Genomic DNA, 19893 nt, shown 5'->3' with positions numbered 1-19893 from the left:
TGTCCCCCCGCAGGCGGGGCCCCAGTGGCGTTATTTGCGGCCAGAGCAAGTCGCTGGGTCCCCGCGTTCGCGGGGACGACAGTGTGCGATACGCTCGCCAATCTGCTGCTCACGCGGCAACACCTCTATCAGTTCGATTTAAGCGGAACGTATCCCGTCGTCCCCGCGCAGGCGGGGACCCAGTGGCGTTGCTGTGGTGTGGTGAGTCGCTGGGTCCCCGCGTTCGCGGGGACGACGGCGTGTCTACTCGGTGTCGCGCCGTGGCGGGCGTTCCTCGCGCCGGTCGGTCTGGTCGGCGCGATCCGCCGGCGTATCCGGCGCAATACCCTCGGCCGCATCCTCGATGCGCTCGCCGATCTGTTCCTCGGGCAACAGCGCCTCGGTCCGGTTGTCGTGCGGATAGTCCTGTTCCTGTTCGGGCAGGCCTTCGAGGTTCATGTCCGAGTCGATCGGCTCGATGTCCGTATCGGGATCGAGCGAGCTGGGAATCGCCCGCGCTTCCTCCCTGACCTCCTGCTCGCGCTGCGCTTCGGCGCTCGACGTCGTATTGTCGTTGGCGCCATCGTCGCGGGCGCGAAGCTTGTCGCGGGCATCGTCCTGGTCGCCGCTCCGACCGTTGCCATTTCGGTCGGTATTTTGGTCGGTATTTCGGTCGGTGTTCCGGTTCATCGTTTTCTCCCCATCAGGTAGCGTGCTTGCCCGGCGTCGTGGTGCCGCCGTACGGGTCGGTGCCCTTGGGCACTTCGCCCGCGCCGACCTCCATGCCGCCGACATAGCTGCTGGCTGTGCTGCCGGTGGCACTGCCGGATGTGCTGATGCCGCTCACGCGCCGGTCCTCGGAGCTCGATCCTGCGGCGCCGTGTCCGACCTGCCCGCCCTCCCGCTGCACGCGAATGCGGTTGTGAACCTCGCGCACGCCGAAGATGTCGTCGGCGATGTCCTCGACGCAGTATTTCTGGCGGCGGTCGCGCACGGCGCCAGTCAGCGTGACCACGCCTTCGCTGACCTGGACCTCGACGTCCTGCACTTCGAGCCGGTCATCGTGCGCCAGCCGCTCGCAAAGGTCCTCGCGAATCCGTTCGTCGCTGCGCTGGTAGCCCTTCGGCGAAACCCGGCGGTCGGGACCGGCGCCGCTGCCCGAGCCCTGCCCCCAGTTCACGCGCTGCGGCGCGCCGCTGAAGCGCTCGTAGGCTTCGTCGCGGCCATGCGATTGCCGTTGGCCGCCGGCGCTCCAGTCGTCGCCCGGCCAGCCCGACGGGCGTCCGCCGCGGCCCGGGCGTTCGCTTTCGGGAAAGCGTCCGCCCTCGTCCATCCAGCGCGCGCTCGCCTCGCGCCGGCCGGCATCGCCGCTGCCACGTTGGTCCGGCCAGGACGGCGCATCGAGGCGGTCCGAATCCGAGATGCCATAGGCCTGCGCGAGGTTGGCACGCGTCTGCGGATCGTCGGGCTCGTAGCGATCGCGCCACGGCGTACGCGATTGATCGGGCCAGGGGCCGCCGCGCTGCCCGCGCGACAGCCGGTTGTCGGTCAGATCGCCGCTGCGGCGTTCACCTCGTTCGCTCCTTCCGGACAGTCCGCGGTCGCTGCGCATCACCTCGCCTGTCGACGGGTAGGTGCCATAGGGGTTGTCGCCAAGGGGCTCTTCGTAACTGCGGCCGTAGCGGCCCTCGCCGAAGTGGCCGGCGCCATAGCCGTGCTCGGCATGACGGGGCTCCCCGAACGGATCGTCGCGGCCGCCGCCGTAGCGCGGCATGCCCGGTTGCCCGACGCCTCGGCCGCGGCGGATCTCTTCCTCGGCGTATTCCGCATAACGGCCGCCCTGGCGCGAGCCGCGCTGGTCGAGCCGGTCTTCGGCGCTATACGGCTGGCGGTAATCCCATACGCGGCGGCTGGTGCTGCGTTCGTTCATCTGTGCCTCCGTTGGTAAGAGTTGCAAATGCTGTGACGTGGACCCGGCGCGAATCCCGCGTCAGATCCGGCATCAATCAGTGGGGATATCGCCGGTGACGCAATTTCCATTCCGTCGCCGAAGACTGTGTGCGCTAGGCGACTTTCGCGCCGTGTGACGGCGGATAGCCTGTGGCAACGCGGGATAGACTGACCGCTCGCCCGCGCTTGGCGCCTCTCCCGTCCCCGGTGGAGAGGCGCCCTTTCTCGTCCGGAGTTTTTTTGACGGGGCGGACGCTGGCCGGGTTGGCCATCACGCGGCCATCAGTTGGCCATCACGCTGCCATCAGGCAATTAGCGTTCCTGCGTGGGCATGGGGCCGCGCGCCGCGATGGGAGAGTCGGACCGACAGGGAATCGAGCCATCGGTGGATCGAGCGCAAGGGAAAGAGAAAAGCGGGGACGCCGCCACCGGAATCGGCGGCGGCGCGAGGCAAGCGCAGGGGACTACTGCAGGAAGGCTACAGCGTGCGCCGGCGCGCGACGACGAACAGGCTCAGCGCGGCTTCCGCCGACCTGGGATCGATGCCGGACAGCCGCTGCGCCAGCCGGATCTTCAGCGGCGGGCGGCCCATCACGCCGTCCAGCACGTCCTTGCCGACATAGTGGCTGTGCGGATAGATCGCGATATCGAAGCCCAGCGGCCGCAGCGTCGTGTGCACCAGCTCGCGCGTCAGCCCATCACCGGGCCGGTGATGCAGTTCGGTGGCCAGTGCCCAGACCTGTTCGTCGTCGGCCGCGGTATGGCCGCCGCGCCGAAGCCAGCGATAGATCGGCAAACGCAGGCGCCATAGCAGCAAGGCGATGCCGCGGAAATTCCATGCCGAACGCTGCGGGTCATGATCAAGGATCAGCAAGCCGCCGGGCCGCACCAGGCGCGAGGCCTCCACCAGCGCGCGCCGCATATCGTCCAGATGATGCAGCGACCCATTGATGGCGACGACGTCGGCGATGCCGGAGCGCAAAGGCATATCGTGGGCGTCGGCCCGCAACGGCAGGTAGCCGACACCGGCCGCTCTCTCCAGGCTGCCTGGCGCGATGTCGACGCCGATCGCAATCTTCGGCTTGCCCCCCAGTGCGGCCAGCAGATTGCCGGGACCGCAGCCCACATCGACCAGCACCTTGTCGTCGAGCGACCCGACCACGGACAACCACCGCTCTCGCAATTCCGGATACCGATGCACGCTGACCAGCCAGTCGTCCATCCACTTGGGATGGCTGAAGTAATGCGCGTTGGCGCGCATGCCGGTGGTGAACGTATTGATGCGTGCCTCGGGGAAGGCCCCACCGCGTACCGCGGCACCCGGCTTCAGGAAGGGCTGCAATCGCTGCAGATAGCTGTCCTCCGCGCCGGCCTGCGCGTGCATGGCCAAGGCAGCATCGGCGCGCTCGTGATCGCGGCGCTGAACAGGTGGATCGAGTGACTCGGCGCGCGTTGGAACGCAGGGGTCGGAGAGCAGGGCGTCGTTCATGTTGGATCCCGGGGTAGAAGCGCCGGCGCGGCCGCGACCACGGCCGACACCAGACGAAAGACGCGAAGGGCCGGCCGGCCGCACGCCGTCGCCGGCGCGATGCCGTTCCTTTCCAATGCGCTGCGTATTGGCAGGCCGGACCCGGCCGGTGCGTGCCGGTCGGTGTGCCTGGCCTCCTGGGTATGACATCGACGTGGCCGATCGCCATTACGCTTCGGCGAGCCAGCCCCAGACCCCGTGGACTGGCGCTGCCTCGCGTCCGCCCTCCCCCACGGCTCGAACGCGATTGCCTTGGCATGCCGGTGTACCGCCACGGTGGGTTGCCAGGGCCGCGACATGCAGAGATCGCCAGCATGTCAGCGTTGACAAACCCACGAAGGCAATCTAGTTAGCGTTTGCTGCGCTCGCAAATAAAAAATTGTTTGCCTATGTGCGCGAGCCAACGTTTCCCTCCATGCGGCCAATTGCGCGTGCGTAAAAAAACGCGGCGCCCGCATCGGGCGCCGCGCTCAGGCACGGGAAATGGAGCAGCGAGGGAATGGCTTGCCGCGGCGGCACCGCTAGCGCGCCTTCGCCGGCGACGCGGGATAGCCGTAGCTCTCCGCCGCCGAAGCACTGCGGCGGTCGCTGCGATTGGACTGGCTTGCCTCGCCGCGCTTGCTGGTGCTGGTGCCCTTGGTCGCGTCGTGCTGACGGGTGCCGCCATGCGCGCCATGGTCCGAAGTGGAGCCACCGCTTGGGGCCTGGACCGGCCGAGTCGGCATGACGTCCGAGGCGGCCGTACCGGGCGCCTTGTCGCTGCCCGGCGGCGTTCCGGTCGCGGGCGTGGCGGTCGATTGCGACATCGCGGCGCCGGACATCAGCGCCAGCATGGCGAAAGTGGCGAAACGTTTCATCTCTGTCTCCTGCGTAGTTGTGGCGGCGGGCGCCGCCGGCGCATCGCGGTTCGCGCTGCCTAGCGTTTCGCCGACTTGGCCGGAGACTTTCCCACCTCGTTGGCCATCTTGTTGGCCATCTCGAGATGATGTTGCAGTGTCGGCAGCGTCTTGCCGGCGAACGCCTTGACGTCCGGATCGCGGGACTTGGTCGAGGCCTCGCGGAACAGGGACACCGCCTTGTTGTGCGCCTTGACGCCGACCTCCTTCGCATACTCGCGATCGAAGGTAGCGCCCTCGAGCGCGCCCAGCGCCTCCAGCCGCTTCTTGTCCGCCGAGGGCAGCTCGGTCGGCAATTCAACGCCCTTGCTCGACGCCAACGCCTTCAGTTCGCTGTCCGCGGCCTTGTGGTCCTTCAGCATCTGCGAGGCAAAGGACTTCACCGTGTCGCTCGATGCCTTGCTTTCAGCCAGCGTGCTGGCCTCGATTTCCAGCATGCCGCTCTCGGCCGCCTTCTTCATGAAGTTGGTGTCGGTCTTGCCGACGTCGGCGAACGCCAGGTTCATCGCAGCTGCGGCGGCGACCAGCAGCGCGGGACGAATCCATTGCATCGTTTTCAAGATGGCCTCCATCAGCCGGATCAGTGACATCGGCCGCGGCGCAACTTCCGTGCCGAGGCCGGCGCGGCAGGCGCGGTGTATGGCGCGAGGCATGCGGGGGGATCGTTCGCGTCGGCGTCTGCGATAGCGGCTCGGAATTTCTACATCGGCTCGTAAGGATTGCAGTAGCGCGCTCGCGGTCGTCGTCCAATTCCTACAGTCGATTCAGGCATCGCCTTCCTGAGCGGGCATAACGCGGCACGTATCGTTAGGTAACGGGCATCGTGTGCCACCAGCCGGTGTCTGTCCGGACGGGCCCGCCCGTTCTCACGTTCAATGGATGGAGCCAACGATGAAGCGAATCGTCACCACTACCGCGCTTGCGCTGTGCGCGGCGCTGAGCCTGCCTGCGGTCGCCCAGCAGGCGCCCCCCAGCAACAACGCGCCGAACCCGAGCGCGCCGCCGACCGAAGGCAACCCGCCCGCGAGCCGCAGCACGACGCCGTCGGCGACCGGCGGCAGCATGAGCGGCAGCGACTCCACGATGCAAAGCGGCTCGACCAGCTCGACCGGTTCGACCATGACCGGCAGCGAGACCCGCGACAAGAAGAAGAGCGGCACCACGCATCGCAGCAAGAAGCCGCGCCAGCAGGGCATGCCCGACGCGGTAACGCCGGACTCGCCGTCCGCGCCGAAGGGCGACTCCCCCAGCCCGGCGACGAAGCAGTAAGCCCGGCGCTGACCGGGCGCACGCTGGCCCGGCAAGCCGGCACGCAACAGCATTGCGTGCCGGCTTTTTTTCGTCCCGGGTCCACGCCAGCTTACGGCTCCAGCTTGACCTTCATCCAGCCCGGCTGGCGCAGGTCGAACGCCTCGTAGGCCTGCAGCGCGCCGGTCAGCGGCTCGGTCTGCGTCAACACCTCCGCGGGATCGATCACGCCGGCGCGTACCAGGTCGACCAGCTCCGGCAGGATCGCGCGGTGATTGCAGTTGCCCATCTTCAGCGTCAGGTTCTTGTTCATTGCCTTGCCGATCGGAAAGGTCTCGTGCGCCTCGGGATAGACGCCGATGATCGACAGCGTGCCGGCCTTGGCAAGCGCCTCGACCGACCACTTCAGCACCTCGGAAGGACCGTCGCCGGGCTGCCATAACGAGGGCTGCGCGGTAGAACCGTCTCCATCGGCATGCCGGCGCTGCGCGTCGATGCCGACCGCATCGATGGCGCGGTCGGCGCCGATGCCGCCGGTCAGCCGCAGGATCGCCTGCACCGGGTCCTCGCGATTGAAGTCGATGGCCTCGGCGCCCTGCGCCTGGGCTGCCTCGAGCCGCGACGGAATATGGTCGACGGCGAGAATGCGCGATGCGCCGAGCAGATGCGCCGATACGATCGCGAACTGCCCGACCGGTCCGCAGCCGAACACGACCACGGTATCGCCGCGCCGGATCTCGGCCAGTTGCGCGCCGAAATAGCCGGTCGGAAAAATGTCCGACATCAGGATGGCCTGGTCGTCGCTGATCTCGTCGGGCAGCTTGATCGCGCCGATATTGGCAAAGGGAATCCGCGCATATTCGGCCTGCAGGCCGTGGAAGGGACCGGTGGTCTGCGGTCCGCCGAAGAACGCCGTGCCCGCGCGCATGCCGTTGGGATTCGCGTTGTCGCACTGCGCGTGATAGCCGCTGCGGCAGTAGCTGCAGTAGCCGCAGGCGATCGTGGAGGGAATCACGACCCGATCGCCGGGCCGCAGATTGTTGACGTCCTGTCCGACCTCGGTGACCACGCCGACGCCCTCATGGCCGAGGATGGTGCCCGGCCGCATGCCGGGCATGGTGCCGCGAACCATGTGCAGGTCGGTGCCGCATATGGCGCTGGCGGTCAATTCGATCAATGCGTCGGTCGGCGCCTGCAGCACCGGATCGGACACATCGTCCAGGCGTATATCGCCGACTCCGTGGAATACGACAGCTTTCATCGCGCAACTCCGCAATCGTGGGTTGACGCGGTCCGACCCGCCGGACCGCAACGTCACGGCAGGACGCAAATTGCATTCCGGGGAAGCCGGGCGATGGAAGGCTGGGGGCTGGGCTGGTAGCGGGCTGGAGGTGGCGTAGGAAGGCGCGATGGTCGCGCTTACGCGGCCCCGAACAGCGCGTCGCGGCAATGGGTCATCGCGTCGCGGATCATGAAATTGACCAGGGTCGGGGACACGCCGAGGATGGCTGCAATCTCCTTCTGCGTCATCCCGCGAATGCGATACATCTCAAAGGCTTTCTGGGTACGCTCGGGGAGTTCGGCCAGCGCGCCGGCGACCGTGCCGAGCGCTTCGCGGCCCAGCGTGATGGACTCCGGCGACAACGCGTCGCTGGCCACCAGCAGTCCGTCTTCCTCGCAGGCCGCGTGCCGTTGCTCGAGCGCCGCGCGCCGGTGCCGGTCGATGGCCAGATTGCGCACCGTCTGGAACAGGTAGCCGACCGGCTGCCGGACCACAATGGCGCTCTCCTGGTCCATCAGCTTCAGGAAGGTGTCCTGGACCACGTCCTCGGCGCCGGCACGACATCCCAGGATGCGCGCCGCGGCGTCGATCAGGGCCCGGCGATAGCTGAGGAAGGTACCGAACAGTTCCTGGCTCATATGGCGCGGCTGGTGCGCCTCGACAGGCGTCCGGACCTCGTTGATCGGTTGCTCGGTCATTTCGTGCCCCCTCCCAGAAGAAACCGACGGACATGCTAACGCAAATGCGACTCATTCGCAATTATAGCGACATGCCCGTGCGATTCGAAGAGGCAATGTGTAAAGGTTGGTGGCCGAATGCGACCGACGTGTGACAGCGACAGTCAGCCGTGGCGCGTGGGACGCTGCCCTGCCGTGGGAGGCATGCGGGTTTCGAGGGCAGCCTGGATCGAAGGAGTGACCGCACCGGTGGCCTGCCACACGGCGCATGCCTGGCGGAACGACTCGATATGATCGGGCGACTGGTCGAGCCATTCGAGCAGGCGTTGTTCGGCGCTGGCGTCGAGCATGCCGTCCCGCATCAGCATCACCCAGTCGAGCGCTTGTTGCCAGGCGATGTCGTTGCCCGGCGTTCGGTTCTGGACCACGTACAGCTCCCCTTGATGCGTTCTTGTGCGCCGATGTCATGCACCGGCGTCGTGTGACGCGATTGTAGCGGAGTCGCTGCCTGGGCACCGGCGCAACGGCCCCGTGTTTCATGCCGCGCGCTGCCGCTCGGTGGCGATCGCCACGCCCTCCGGCTCTGTGGCCGGTTGGGATTCGCTCCGGTATTCGCCCCGGTATTCGCGCTGGTCTTCGCTCCGGTGTTCGCCCCCCTGCTCGCGGATGCGGCCCTGTTCGAGCCGCACGACGCGATCGCCCGCATCGAAGTAGCGATCGTCGTGCGAGATCACCAGCACTGCCTTGCCCTGCGCGCGCAGCGCCGGCACGATCTCGCGATAGAACACCGCCTTGAAGGCGGGGTCCTGATCGGCGGCCCATTCGTCGAGCACGATGACAGGCCGGTCCTCCAGGCAGGCCGCGACCAGCGCCAGGCGTTTGCGTTGACCTTGCGACAGCGCGCGCGTCGAGAACGCGCCGTCGCGCACGGTCACCTTGTGCTGCAGCTGCAGGCGCGCCAGCAGTTCGTTGGCGCGCGCATCCAGCGCCGTGTAGCCGACCGCGTTGGCACCCTCGCCGCCCTCGCCTGCCGCGGCGCCCAACAGGCTGTCGAACAGATGAAAGTCCGAGAAGACCGCCGTGCACTGCTGGCGATGACGCTCGTGGCCCACGGCGTCGGCAATGGGCTCGCCATTGAGCAGCACGCTGCCTTGTTCGGGCGCATACAGGCCGACCAGCAGCTTGGCCAGCGTGGTCTTGCCGCTGCCATTGCCGCCAACCAGAAACACCACCTCGCCGGCGCGCAGCGACAGATCGATCGGCCCCAGCGTGAAGGCGCCGTCCTCGCCGTCGCGGAAATAGCGATGCGTGACGCCCCGCAAGGCGAGTTCGACGAACGGCCGGCGCTCATCGGCCGCATCGGCCGCATCGCCCAGGCCCGGCTCCACCGCGAGCGGTCCGGTGGTATCCGCGATCCGTTGATAGGCGATACGCGCCAGATTGAGCTGCGGCAGGCTGTTCAGCAGGCCCTCCAGCGGCGCCATCATGTAGAGGAACACCAGCGTATAGCCGCTCGCGACGGCGGCATCCGCACCCAGCGGCCGCTGCACGACGAACAGGATGATGCCGATCACCGCGAAGAACAGCGTGCTGCCGATCGTCAGCGACAGATACAGCAGCGACAGGCCTTGCGTGCGGTTGGTCCTGACCGCATCGATCGCCTCGGCCAGCGGCCCGCTGGCGAACGCCTCGCGGCGCTCGCGATGCAGCTTCAGCTCCTTGGCGCCCGCGAAAATCGCGCCGAAGCGTTCGATCAGCACGTCGTGCCATCTGCCGGCGTCGCGCAGATAGCGCTGCGAACGCTTGCGGCTGAGCCGGTAGCAAATCGAGCCGGTCAGCACGGCAACGAGCGCGAACAGGAAGACCTGCCAGGACAGATAGGCCAGATACGCCAGGCAGCCGAGCACGATGGTGCCGTTCATCACCACGAACGGCAGCGCGACCAGCAGCGTGGCGACCTGATTGGTGTCCTCGCCCAGCAGCGCGAGCCCGCGTCCCGGGCCAACCCGTTCGAGTTCGGCATAGGGCGAGGCCAGCAGCCGGCCGGCGATATGCTCGCGCAGGCTGGCGAGCACCGTCTGGTTCAGCCGCACGAACAGCATCAGCGCGGCGGTACGGCACAGCAGCACGGCCACGGCCAGCGCCGCGAACCGTAGCCCCAACGCGGCCAACTGGTCCGCAGGCGTCGACAACGCGCGGTTGATGGTGGCGATCAGCCCCACCGAGGCCGCGCCGCCAGCCAGGCTGGCCACGATGGCGAACGCCAGCAGATGGCCCGAGGCCCGGAACAACACATTGCGCAGCGAGGGAAAGGCGGACACGGTCGGCGGCTCCACGAGGAAGAGGTCTCCTTCCTGTGACGAACGACGGTGCCCGCGAATTAGCTACCGTGACGCAGGGGCTCGCTGGAGGCAACCGGCGCGATTGCCACCTCAGCTTGCGACACGCCTGTCGTCCCCGCGCACGCGGGGACCCAGCGGCTCTCTACGCCGCTGGATTCCCGCATGCGCGGGAATGACATATGGGCGCGGCGCGCCTTGCGGCGTGCACCCTCACCAGCGATACGTCGCGGTGGCCAGGATGTTGCGGCGGTAGCCGTAATAGCAGGTGGTCGCGCTGCCGCACTGCCCGACGTATTCCTTGTCGAGCAGATTGGTCGCGGTCAACGCAAAACGCCAATGCTGGTCGAGCGTGTAGTGGATCGCGGCATCGGCCAGCCACACCGACGACACCTTGAAGGTATTGGCCGCATCGCCCCAGGTCGAGCCGATGTAGCGCGCGCCGGCCCCCATGCCGAGGCCGCGCAGCATGCCGCCGCGCATCGTGTAGTCGACCCACAGCGCGGCCGTATGGCGCGGCCGGTTGGTCGGCGTCTTGCCGAGGTCCGGACCGTTGCTCTTGGTCGTCTCCATATTCATCAAGGTGTACGAGCCGATCGCCTTGAAGCCGTTCTGGAAGTCCATCGTGCCTTCCAGCTCGAAGCCGCGCGAGCGAATCTCGCCGGTCTGGATCTGGAAATTGGTGCCGGCCGGACGGCCCGGGTCCGGCGTCAGCACGTCCTGCTGCCGCAGGTCGTAGACCGCCGCGGTAATGAAGCTGTTGCTGCCCGGCGGCTGGAACTTGACCCCCAGCTCCGTCTGCTTGCCGGTGGTCGGCTTGAACGGCGAGCCCTGGCGGTCGGTGCCGGCCTGCGGCTGGAACGAGGTCGAATAGCTGACGTATGGCGTGATGCCGTACGGCGCCTGGTACAGCAGGCCGAGGCGATAGGTGAAGTCGTCCTGGTCGATCGGCGTCGTCGTGACGGTGCGGGCGTTGGTCGCGGTGACGATGCGGGTCGACGTCGTATCGGAGCTCGCCCAGTCCTTGCGGCCGCCGGCGACGAAGGTCAGCCGCTCGGTCAGCTTCATCTGATCCTGGAAATAGATGCCGAGCTGGCGCTGGGTCTGCTCCGCATTGGTGTACGAGGCGATCGGGTTGATCCTGGCGCCGTAGACCGGATTCCACGGATCGATCAGGCCCAGCGGCGGCGTGCCTACCGTGCCGAAGCCCTGCTTGTCGTCGAACTTGCCATGCTGGTAATCCACGCCGACCAGCACTTTGTGCCGGACCGGCCCGGTACTGAAGTCCGCCTGCAGCTGGGTATCGACGCCGATCGTATCGAGCTTGCCGCCGGCATCGAGCGAACCGCGCCGCAGTTGCTGCTGCGCCGCCGAGTTCCAGCCCACCGCATAGACCCCGGTATAGGTCAGGTCGCTGTGCATGTAGCGCACGTTCTGCCGTACGCGGAAGGTGTCGTTGAAGCGATGCTCGAAGGCGTAGCCGATCGCGTATTCCTCGCGGTCGAAGGTATTGAAGCCCGGCTCGCCGGTGAAGAACCCGACCGGGATCCTGCGGCCGTTCACCGTCGGAATGACCGTGCCCTCGCGCGGCAGGAAGTTGATCGCGGTGCCCTGCTTGTCGCGTTGGTAGTGCGTCAGCAGCGTGAAGGTGGTATCGGCGGAGGGGCGGAACGTCAAGGCGGGCGCAATGAAGATGCGGTCGTCCTTGGCATGCTCGGTCTGCGTATCGCTCTTGCGGAACAGGCCGGTCAGCCGATAGAGCACGGTCTGGTTGCTGTCCACCGCGCCGGACAGGTCGAAGCTGGCCTGCTTCCGATTGTGCGAACCATATTGCAGATTGACCTCGCGCAGCGTCTCGGCGGTCGGCCGCTTGCTGACCAGGTTGATGAGGCCGCCCGGCGCGTTGGCGCCGTACAGCACCGAACTGGGGCCGCGCAGCAGCTCGACGCGCTCGAGTCCATAGGTGTCGACACGCGGCATCAGGTAGCCGCTCGTGTAGTAGTTGATGTACAGGCCGTCGAGATACTGCCGCGCGGGGAAGCCGCGGATCACCGGCTTGTCATAGCGCGACTCGACCACGTTGTCGCCGACCACGCCGGCCGAATAGGCGAAGGCCTCGGACACGTTCTGCACGCCGCGGTCTTCCATCTGCTCGCGGGTGATCACCGAAATCGACTGCGGCGTCTCCGCCAACGGCGTATCGGTCTTGGTCGCGGTGACGCTGCGCCGGGCGACATAGCCGCCCACCGGGCCGGTTCCCGTCTCCGACCCGGTGGCCCTGACGGTGACCTCGGGCAATTGGCCCGTCACGGGCTGGCCCGCCGGCGCCGCCTGCTCCTGTGCATGCGCGCTGCCCGCCAGCGCAAACAACATCACTACCGCCCGCCGAACCTCCGTCCGCCGGCAATCGAACACCCGTTGCATGAGACTCCCCTTCTTTTTGGATCGCGTTCGCCCGGCACGCAAAAAGGCTCGCCGTAATGCATCTGCGAATGATAATGATTCGTAATTATTACGTGAGTGACGGAGAAACGGCAATAGGGAGCGTGAAAAGGGGAATTGGCGGCTGATCGGCACAGAAAGGGGGCGACGCTAATTTCGGCGGTGGGCGGTTCGTCTCTCGTTGAAGGCGGCGTTCCAGCAACGACGCTTGCTTCGATACGCATCGATTCGGCCCCGCCCTGGCCTGGAGATCCTGTTGATTGCCGAACTCGCACCCTTCTTTCCCGGCCCGCTGCGGCGCTTCGGCGAAGGGGTCACCACGGCGCCGGCCGGCGTCAATGCGGTGCCGGGAAGCCTGTTCGCAGAGCCGGCGGCATTGCGGCAACGGCTGGCCGAATACCGCGACACCATCGGAGCCGAACACGAGCGCGCCTCGCCCGCGCTGGCGTCGTGGTGGGCCCGGCACTACTGCGTGGTGCTGGTGCCGCCGGTGCTGGTCGCGGCGGCAGCGCTCGGCCGAACGGTGCCGGTAACGCTGGACGAGGTCGATATCGCCTTCGGTCCGGACGGTCTGGTGTCACGCATCCACCTGCGTTCGCCGGCGCTCGGCCAGGGCGCGGCAACGCTGGACGAAACGCTGGGCGCCATGACGCACCACCATCTGGCGCCGGTGTTCGCCACGCTGTCGGCGCTGACCCGTGCCTCGCCGCGCGTGCTGTGGAGCCACGCGGCCGAGTTCGTCCAATACGTCGGCATGAACCTGCTCGCCCATCCGGCACTGGATGGGCGACGCCGCGACTCGCTGGCGCAGTGGCTGCGCCAGGACCGGGGCGCCGACGGCCGGCCGCATCCCTATCGCGCCGCCTATCTGGACCGCCCGCAGGCGGACGGCGGCGAACGTCGCGTGCGCCGCGTCTGCTGCCTGAAGTACCGGCTCGACGGCGACGATTACTGCGGCACCTGTCCGCTGCGCGCCGAGTGCGCGGCATTGTGCTGATCGAAGTCACGCCGCGCTAAATTCCCCGCCTCTCCCTTCGTCTTCCTTCTGTCGGACGTGCTGGTGCAGCACCGGTCCATCGATTCGCAAAAGGACAGCAATGCAAGGCGAGACGCTGCTCGACCATTTGATCCAACACGCGACAAGCCGCGCCGATGCGACGGCACTGACGGTGCTGGACGAGGACCACCCCGAAGGCACGCCCTACCGCTATCGCGACCTGCTCGCGCGAGCGGCGGCCTACGCTGCCCGGCTGAGCGAGGTCGCCCAGCCCGGCGAGCGCGCGATGATCGTGCTCGATACCGGCATCGACTATGTCAGCGCGTTTCTCGGCTGCCTGCTGGCGCGCGTGATCGCGGTGCCGGCTTTCCCGCCCGAATCGATGCGGCCGCAGCATCTGGCCCGGCTCAACGCCATCGCCGCCGATGCGCAGCCCGCTGTCGTCGTGGTCGACGACGGACTTGCCGGCGAATGGGCGAGCGGACGCTCCGCCAGCCTGCAGACGCGCGTCGTCACCGTATCGTCGGTCCGGCAATCGCCCCCGGAGACAACCCTTTCGTACGCAAAGGCCTGGGCCGCATCAGTCAGCCCCGACGCCGTTGCCTTCCTGCAGTACACCTCCGGTTCGACCGCGACCCCGAAGGGCGTGATGGTGACGCACGCCAATATCGTCGCCAACGAGGCGGCCATCGCCCACCAGTTCGGCACCACGGCCGGCGACGTGATGGTCAGCTGGCTGCCGCTCTATCACGACATGGGCCTGATCGGTGGACTGTTGCATCCGCTCTATGGCGGCATGCCGCTGGTGCTGATGTCGCCGACGTATTTCCTGCAGCGGCCGCGCCGCTGGCTGGAGGCAATCGACCGATTCGGCGGCACCGTCAGCGGCGGTCCCGACTTCGCCTATCGGCTTTGCGTGGAGCGCGTGCGTCCGGCACAGGTGCCGACGCTCTCGCTGCGCAGCTGGCGTGTCGCCTTCTGCGGCGCCGAGCCGATCCGCGCCGAGACACTGGAACGGTTCGCCAGCCACTTCGCCGATGCCGGCCTCGACGCCAGCGCGCTCTATCCCTGCTATGGACTGGCGGAGGCAACGCTGCTTGCCACCGGCGGGCGCCCCGGCGAAGGTGCCACGATGGTCGGTTTCAACGAGGCGGCGCTGGCCGCGGGACGTGCCGTGGCATCGCACGATGGCGACGGTACTCGGCTCGTGGCCTGCGGCGATGCGGCCCCGGACCACCGCATCGAGATCCGCCATGTCGAACATGGACAGCCGGTTCCGGACGGCGAGGTCGGCGAGATCTGCATCAGCGGGCCGAGCGTGACGGCGGGCTACTGGCAGCACCCCGAGGCCACTGCGAACACATTCGCCCATCACGACGATGCCGCATCTCGCCATCTGCGCACGGGCGACCTCGGCTTCCTGCACGACGGCAGGCTCTATGTCGCCGGACGGTTGAAGGACCTGATCATCGTCCGCGGACACAACCTGTATCCGCAGGACATCGAAATCGCGGTCGAAGCCGCGGTCGAGGTCGTGCGCAAGGGCCGGGTCGCCGCCTTCGCGTTCCCATCGCCAGACGGGCAGGTCGAAACGATCGGCATCGCGGCCGAGATTGCGCGCAGCATCCAGAAGTTCGGCTCTCCGGAGGCGGTGGAGGCGGCCATTCGCGAGGCGGTGGCCCAATGCTGCGGCGAGCCGCCGGGCCTGGTGCTGCTGCTGCAGCCCGGCGAACTGCCGAAGACCACCAGCGGCAAGCTGCAACGCTCGCGCTGCCTGCCGGCCTGGCGCAGCGGCGATCTGGCGCTGTGGGCGGCATTCGAATCGGGGCGGCGGCTCGCATCGGGTCCATCGTCGGTCGCCACCGCGAACGCCAACGCCGTGGCGCTGCAGGGCACGGAGGCGACACTGGCGGAGCTCTGGCAGGAAGTGCTCGCCATCCGGCCGGCATCGGCCGACGACAACTTCTTCGCGATGGGCGGCAATTCGGTGCGCGCAACCCAACTGGTGTCGAGAATCCGGGAGCGGTTGCATCGTGGCTACGCGTTGGCGCACCTGTTCGCCGATGGGTCGCTGCGGGCCAACGCGGCGGTCATCGACGGGTTGCTGGCTCGCGACGAGGGTCAGGACTCGGCGAAGGAAGGGTCCATTGCGCGCCGGCCAGACAGCGAACTGGCGCCGCTGTCCCCGGTGCAACGGGGCCTGTGGGTGCTGTGGTCGATGCAGCCGGACAGCGGCGCCTACAACGTCTCCGGTGTGCTGAAGCTGCACGGGCGTTTCGACCGGATCGCGCTGCAACGCGCGGTCGACGCACTGGTCGCCCGGCACGAGGGGCTGCGCACGCGCTTCGAACTGGACCCGCATGAGGAACCGCGGCAACGGGTACTGCCCGCCGGCCCCTGCCCGATTGCGGTACTGGATCTGCGCGAGCACGGGCCCGAGGCCGCGGCCAGGGCGCAAGCAAAAGCTCGCGAGCTCAGCGCCGAGCCGTTCGACCTGCTGGCCGCGGCACCATTGCGCGTCGCGCAACTGCGAGTCGCGGAAGACCAGGAATGGCTGTCGATCACGGTCCACCATATCGTGTCGGATGGCTGGTCGATGAATGTGGCGATCGACGAGTTTTGCCGGCTGTACGAGGGTTTCGCGGCAGATCGTCCCGTCGAGTTGCCGCCGCTCGCGATCCGCTACGCCGACTATGCCGCCTGGCATGCGGATCGCCTGGAGGCCGGCGAGCGTGACCGTCAACTCGCCTACTGGAAGGATCGCCTCGGCGACTCGTCCGTTGTACTGGAACTTCCGAGCGATCGGCCGCGCCCCGCGGCGCAGAGCCATCGCGGCGCCGCGGTGCCCTTCATGCTGGACGGGCCGTTGGCGACAAGCTTGCGCGGCATCGCGCTCGGTGCACAGACAACGATGTTTGCGGTGCTGTTGGCCGCCTTCCAGACGCTGCTGTACCGCTACACGGGGCAGCGCGATGTCCGGGTCGGCGTGCCGGTCGCCAATCGCGGCAGCGTCGAGACCGAGGCCCTGATCGGCTGCTTCGTCAATACGCTGGTCGTGCGCACGGACATCGACGGCAGCATGCCGTGGGACGCGCTGCTCCGTGGGCTGCATCAGACGGTGATCGAGTCGCAGGGATACCAGGACCTGCCCTTCGAACAGCTGGTCGAGGCGCTGCAGCCGGAACGCAGCCTCGCCCACAACCCGCTGTTCCAGGTCAAGTTCAACCTGGCGCTGCCGATTGCGGTTCCCAAACAGTTGGCCGGCCACGTCGTCACGGCCGAACAGATCGAAGGCGATGTCACGCGCTTCGATATCGCGTTGGATCTGGTAGAGAGCGAAGACGGCATCGCGGGCCGGTTCGGCTACGCCACCGATCTGTTCGATCGCGGCACCATCGAGCGGATGCGTCAGCACTATGTGGGCATCCTCGAACAGATTGCTTCGACACCGACCGTTCGCGTTGGTGAGCTGGCGCTCGACAATGAGGACGGGCAGCTCATTGGCGAGGCGGTGACATCGGCTCCGGCCGATGTGCTCGCGGCATGGCGGCGGAACGCTGACGCTGATCCTTCCGCCGTCGCACTGCAATATGAGGATCAGGTGCTGTCCCGGGGCGAGACCGACCGGATGGCCAATGGGATAGCCGCGGCGCTGATCGAGCGCGGCGTTGGGCGCGAGGCGCGGGTTGGGCTCTGTGTCGAACGCTCGCCTGCATTCGTTACCGGCCTGCTCGGCATCCTGAAGGCCGGCGCCGTCTGTGTGCCGCTCGATCCGGCACAGCCTGCCGAGCGCTTGCGGCAGCTGCTCGACGATGCCGGAGCTCACGTTGTCGTTGGCTTCGTGCCCGGCGTCGATTGCATCGATCCGGCGTCTGTGGCGCCGGTGGACGACGCCCCTGCTGTCTCGCTGCTCCCGGATCAGGCCGCATATCTGATCTACACCTCCGGCTCGACCGGCGCCCCGAAAGGCGTTGTCGTCAGTCATGACGCGTTGGCGCACTACGTCTCCGGCGTGCTGCACCGGCTGCAACTGCCAGCCGCTGCCTCGATGGCGATGGTCTCGACCACGGCCGCCGACTTGGGCCATACCGTGCTGTTCGGCGCCCTCTGCAGCGGCCGCACCTTGCATCTGATCTCGCGCGAGCGCGGCTTCGATCCCGATCGGTTTGCTCAGTACATGGCCCGGCACCGTGTCGGCGTGCTCAAGATCGTGCCGAGTCATCTGCGCGGGTTGTTGCAGGCTCGGCAGCCTGCCGACGTGCTACCCGAACAGGCCCTCATTCTTGGTGGCGAAGCGACCTCAGCCGAGCTGGCTCGCATGGTCCGTGACCTGAAGCCGCACTGCCGGCTGTTCAACCACTACGGTCCGACGGAGACGACCGTCGGCGTGCTCACGCATGAAGCCGTGACCCTGCCCGACCGGCAGCTACCTACCGGCACCCCGCTGCCCGGCTCGCGCGTCTACGTGCTGGACGCCGACCTGAACCCGGTACCAAGCGGCATTGTCGGTGAGCTCTATATAGCCGGACCGCAGCTGGCCCGCGGCTACCTTGGACGGTCCGGGCTCACCGCCGAACGCTTCGTGCCCGATCCCTTCACCTCCGGCGCACGGATGTACCGCACCGGCGATCGCGTCAAGCAGGATGCGGACGGCCGGATTGAATACCTGGGCCGTCAGGACGAACAGGTCAAGATCCGCGGCTACCGCGTCGAACTCGGCGAAGTCGCCCATCTGCTGCGGTCCCAGCCGGGGGTCAAGGACGCCGCGGTGATCGTTCACGAGGAGAGGCTGGTCGCCTACTGCGTGCTGGACGCCGTCGACACCGCGACGATCAAGAACCGGCTCAAGGCACAACTGCCCGACCATATGGTGCCAGCTCAGATCATCGCGCTCGAGCGGCTCCCGGTCACGCCCAACGGCAAGCTCGACCGCCGGGCGCTGCCCGCCCCGGTATGGGAAGCCGAAGGCTACGTCGCCCCGCGCAACGATACCGAGGCCCTGCTTGCGCAAGTCTGGCAAGACGTCCTCGGCGTCGAGCGCGTCGGCGCGACCGACAACTTCTTCGAGCTTGGCGGCGACTCGATCCTGTCGATCCAATCGGTCAGCCGCGCACGCCGCCTCGGCCTGCGTTTCACGCCAAAAGACCTGTTCCTGCATCAGACCGTGCAGGCGCTGGCACAGGTGACCAAGCGCGATGAGGCGAATCGGCGCGTCGACGACAAGCCGACCGGCGACGCCCCACTGCTGCCGATTCAGCGGGCGTTCTTCGAGGCGCCGATCCCGAATCGAAACCATTGGAATCAATCGATCCTGCTGCGTCCCACGGCGCCGCTCGATCCGGACGCCCTGCGCAGCGCGCTGACGGCACTGGTCGGCCATCACGATGCATTGCGGCTGCGCTACCGCGAGCAGGACGGGCAATGGCGGCAACACTACACCGCGCCAGGCGATAGCGAACTGCTGTGGCAGCAGCAAGTGGACGAGGCAGACTCCATCGCCGCACACTGCGATCGTGCTCAACGGAGCCTGGATCTGGCACAGGGGCCATTGCTGCGCGCGCTGCATCTTCAATTGCCGGATGGCAGCGAGCGCCTGCTCCTCGCCATTCACCACCTTGTGGTCGATGGCGTCTCGTGGCGCATCCTGCTGGAGGACCTTCAGCAAGCGTACCGGCTCGCGCAGCAGCGCCAGCCGATCGCGCTGCCGGCCAAGACTGCGTCGTACAAGGCCTGGTCACAGGCGTTAGCGCAGCACGCGAACTCGGACGAGTTCATCCGGCAGGCCGACTACTGGCATGCCCAGCAAGGACCTGAGCTGCCGTGCGATCACGCCGTGGGGAACGATCGCATTGGCGATGCCGCGACGCTGACGCTTCAGCTGTCGGCCGAGCAGACACAACGGCTGCTGAAGCAGGCACCGGCCGCCTACCGAACGCAGATCAACGACCTGCTGCTGAGCGCGCTTGCGCAGGCGGTTGGCCAATGGGCCGGCCTCGATCGCGCTGCCGTGCTGCTTGAAGGGCATGGCCGGGAGGCCTTGCGCGCGACGCCGGATATTGGCCGCACCGTTGGCTGGTTCACGACGATGTTCCCGGTAGTGCTGCCCTCGGCCGCGGACACCGCGGCGAGCATCAAGTCTGTCAAGGAGACGCTGCGGGGCGTTCCCGACCATGGCATCGGCTACGGCCTGCTGCGGCATCTCGGGCCGCAGGCCATCCGCGACCGACTCGCGTCCTGCGCCCTGCCCCGCATCACGTTCAACTATCTCGGCCAGTTCGACCAAAGCCTCGGTGCTGACGCGCTGTTCGACTTCGCCGAAGAACCGTGCGGAGCCAGCCGCGACCCGCAGGCCCCGCTCGGCAACTGGATCACGATCAACGGCCAGGTAAGCGGCGGCGCGCTGTCGCTGGCGTTCGGCTTCAGCACCTCGCGCTACCGGCATGACACCATCGCCTCGCTGGTAGAGGCCTATCGGCAGGCGCTGGAGGCTACCATCGACCATTGCGTCAGCGTGCCGCCCGGTGCGCTGACGCCGTCCGACGTGCCGCTCGCCGG

13 protein-coding genes are annotated in these 19893 nt (G+C 67.5%); 3 read left to right on the top strand and 10 right to left on the bottom strand.

What is annotated here, in order from left to right:
• Positions 1-243: 243 nt before the first annotated feature.
• From B551_RS25175 to B551_RS16355, 5 genes are all read right to left on the bottom strand, one after another.
• A complete protein-coding gene (locus B551_RS25175; RefSeq protein ID WP_006579450.1) occupies positions 244-669 on the bottom strand; it encodes a hypothetical protein in 426 nt (141 codons plus the stop codon).
• Between the two features lie 13 nt (positions 670-682).
• Positions 683-1909: a BON domain-containing protein gene (locus B551_RS26900; RefSeq protein ID WP_023264559.1), complete on the bottom strand. Its 1227-nt coding sequence runs from the start codon at positions 1907-1909 to the stop codon at positions 683-685.
• Positions 1910-2407: 498 nt separating this feature from the next.
• Positions 2408-3418, bottom strand: a complete 1011-nt coding sequence (locus B551_RS16365; RefSeq protein WP_253281370.1) for a class I SAM-dependent methyltransferase — start codon at positions 3416-3418, stop codon at positions 2408-2410.
• A gap of 560 nt (positions 3419-3978) precedes the next feature.
• Positions 3979-4314: a hypothetical protein gene (locus tag B551_RS16360; RefSeq protein WP_006575925.1), complete on the bottom strand. Its 336-nt coding sequence runs from the start codon at positions 4312-4314 to the stop codon at positions 3979-3981.
• Positions 4315-4373: 59 nt separating this feature from the next.
• The gene (locus B551_RS16355; protein WP_043440306.1) at positions 4374-4904 is read right to left on the bottom strand and encodes a DUF4142 domain-containing protein; all 531 of its coding nucleotides are present in this window, start codon (positions 4902-4904) and stop codon (positions 4374-4376) included.
• 340 nt (positions 4905-5244) lie between these two features.
• Here B551_RS16355 and B551_RS16350 point away from each other — a divergent pair, with 340 nt between their 5' ends.
• On the top strand, positions 5245-5622 hold the full coding sequence (locus tag B551_RS16350; protein ID WP_006575923.1) for a hypothetical protein: 378 nt from the start codon (positions 5245-5247) through the stop codon (positions 5620-5622).
• 91 nt (positions 5623-5713) lie between these two features.
• Here the strand turns inward: B551_RS16350 and B551_RS16345 are convergent, their stop codons facing one another.
• From B551_RS16345 to B551_RS16325, 5 genes are all read right to left on the bottom strand, one after another.
• On the bottom strand, positions 5714-6862 hold the full coding sequence (locus tag B551_RS16345; RefSeq protein WP_006575922.1) for a zinc-dependent alcohol dehydrogenase: 1149 nt from the start codon (positions 6860-6862) through the stop codon (positions 5714-5716).
• A gap of 158 nt (positions 6863-7020) precedes the next feature.
• Positions 7021-7581 carry an RNA polymerase factor sigma-70 gene (locus B551_RS16340; RefSeq protein WP_006575921.1) on the bottom strand — a complete coding sequence of 187 codons (561 nt, stop codon included), beginning with the start codon at positions 7579-7581 and terminating at the stop codon, positions 7021-7023.
• A gap of 143 nt (positions 7582-7724) precedes the next feature.
• A complete protein-coding gene (locus B551_RS16335; RefSeq protein WP_006575920.1) occupies positions 7725-7988 on the bottom strand; it encodes a DUF4880 domain-containing protein in 264 nt (87 codons plus the stop codon).
• Between the two features lie 108 nt (positions 7989-8096).
• Positions 8097-9881 carry a cyclic peptide export ABC transporter gene (locus B551_RS16330; RefSeq protein WP_083492634.1) on the bottom strand — a complete coding sequence of 595 codons (1785 nt, stop codon included), beginning with the start codon at positions 9879-9881 and terminating at the stop codon, positions 8097-8099.
• Positions 9882-10112: 231 nt separating this feature from the next.
• Positions 10113-12272 (bottom strand): TonB-dependent siderophore receptor, encoded by a 2160-nt coding sequence (locus B551_RS16325; protein ID WP_023264557.1) that lies wholly within the window; start codon positions 12270-12272, stop codon positions 10113-10115.
• A gap of 325 nt (positions 12273-12597) precedes the next feature.
• Between B551_RS16325 and fhuF the strand changes: the two genes are divergently transcribed.
• Both fhuF and B551_RS16315 read left to right on the top strand, forming a co-directional pair.
• Entirely contained in the window at positions 12598-13338 is a 741-nt protein-coding gene (fhuF, locus tag B551_RS16320; RefSeq protein WP_006575917.1) for a siderophore-iron reductase FhuF, read from the top strand.
• Between the two features lie 100 nt (positions 13339-13438).
• Positions 13439-19893: non-ribosomal peptide synthetase (locus B551_RS16315; protein WP_023264556.1), on the top strand; the 6455-nt coding region annotated here is incomplete at its 3' end.

Source organism: Cupriavidus sp. HPC(L) (genome assembly GCF_000307735.3).
Taxonomy (GTDB): domain Bacteria; phylum Pseudomonadota; class Gammaproteobacteria; order Burkholderiales; family Burkholderiaceae; genus Cupriavidus.
The sequence above is the reverse complement of the archived record's forward strand: the minus strand, read 5'-3'. Positions and strand labels throughout refer to the sequence as shown.

Bases quoted from the DNA above. Each gene is read 5' to 3' on its own strand.
- B551_RS25175 (WP_006579450.1), bottom strand. From the start codon at position 669: ATGAACCGGAACACCGACCGAAATACCGACCAAAATACCGACCGAAAT.
- B551_RS16345 (WP_006575922.1), bottom strand. From the start codon at position 6,862: ATGAAAGCTGTCGTATTCCACGGAGTCGGCGATATACGCCTGGACGAT.
- B551_RS16340 (WP_006575921.1), bottom strand. From the start codon at position 7,581: ATGACCGAGCAACCGATCAACGAGGTCCGGACGCCTGTCGAGGCGCAC.
- B551_RS26900 (WP_023264559.1), bottom strand. From the start codon at position 1,909: ATGAACGAACGCAGCACCAGCCGCCGCGTATGGGATTACCGCCAGCCG.
- B551_RS16355 (WP_043440306.1), bottom strand. From the start codon at position 4,904: ATGCAATGGATTCGTCCCGCGCTGCTGGTCGCCGCCGCAGCTGCGATG.
- B551_RS16350 (WP_006575923.1), top strand. From the start codon at position 5,245: ATGAAGCGAATCGTCACCACTACCGCGCTTGCGCTGTGCGCGGCGCTG.
- B551_RS16325 (WP_023264557.1), bottom strand. From the start codon at position 12,272: ATGTTGTTTGCGCTGGCGGGCAGCGCGCATGCACAGGAGCAGGCGGCG.
- B551_RS16365 (WP_253281370.1), bottom strand. From the start codon at position 3,418: ATGAACGACGCCCTGCTCTCCGACCCCTGCGTTCCAACGCGCGCCGAG.
- B551_RS16360 (WP_006575925.1), bottom strand. From the start codon at position 4,314: ATGAAACGTTTCGCCACTTTCGCCATGCTGGCGCTGATGTCCGGCGCC.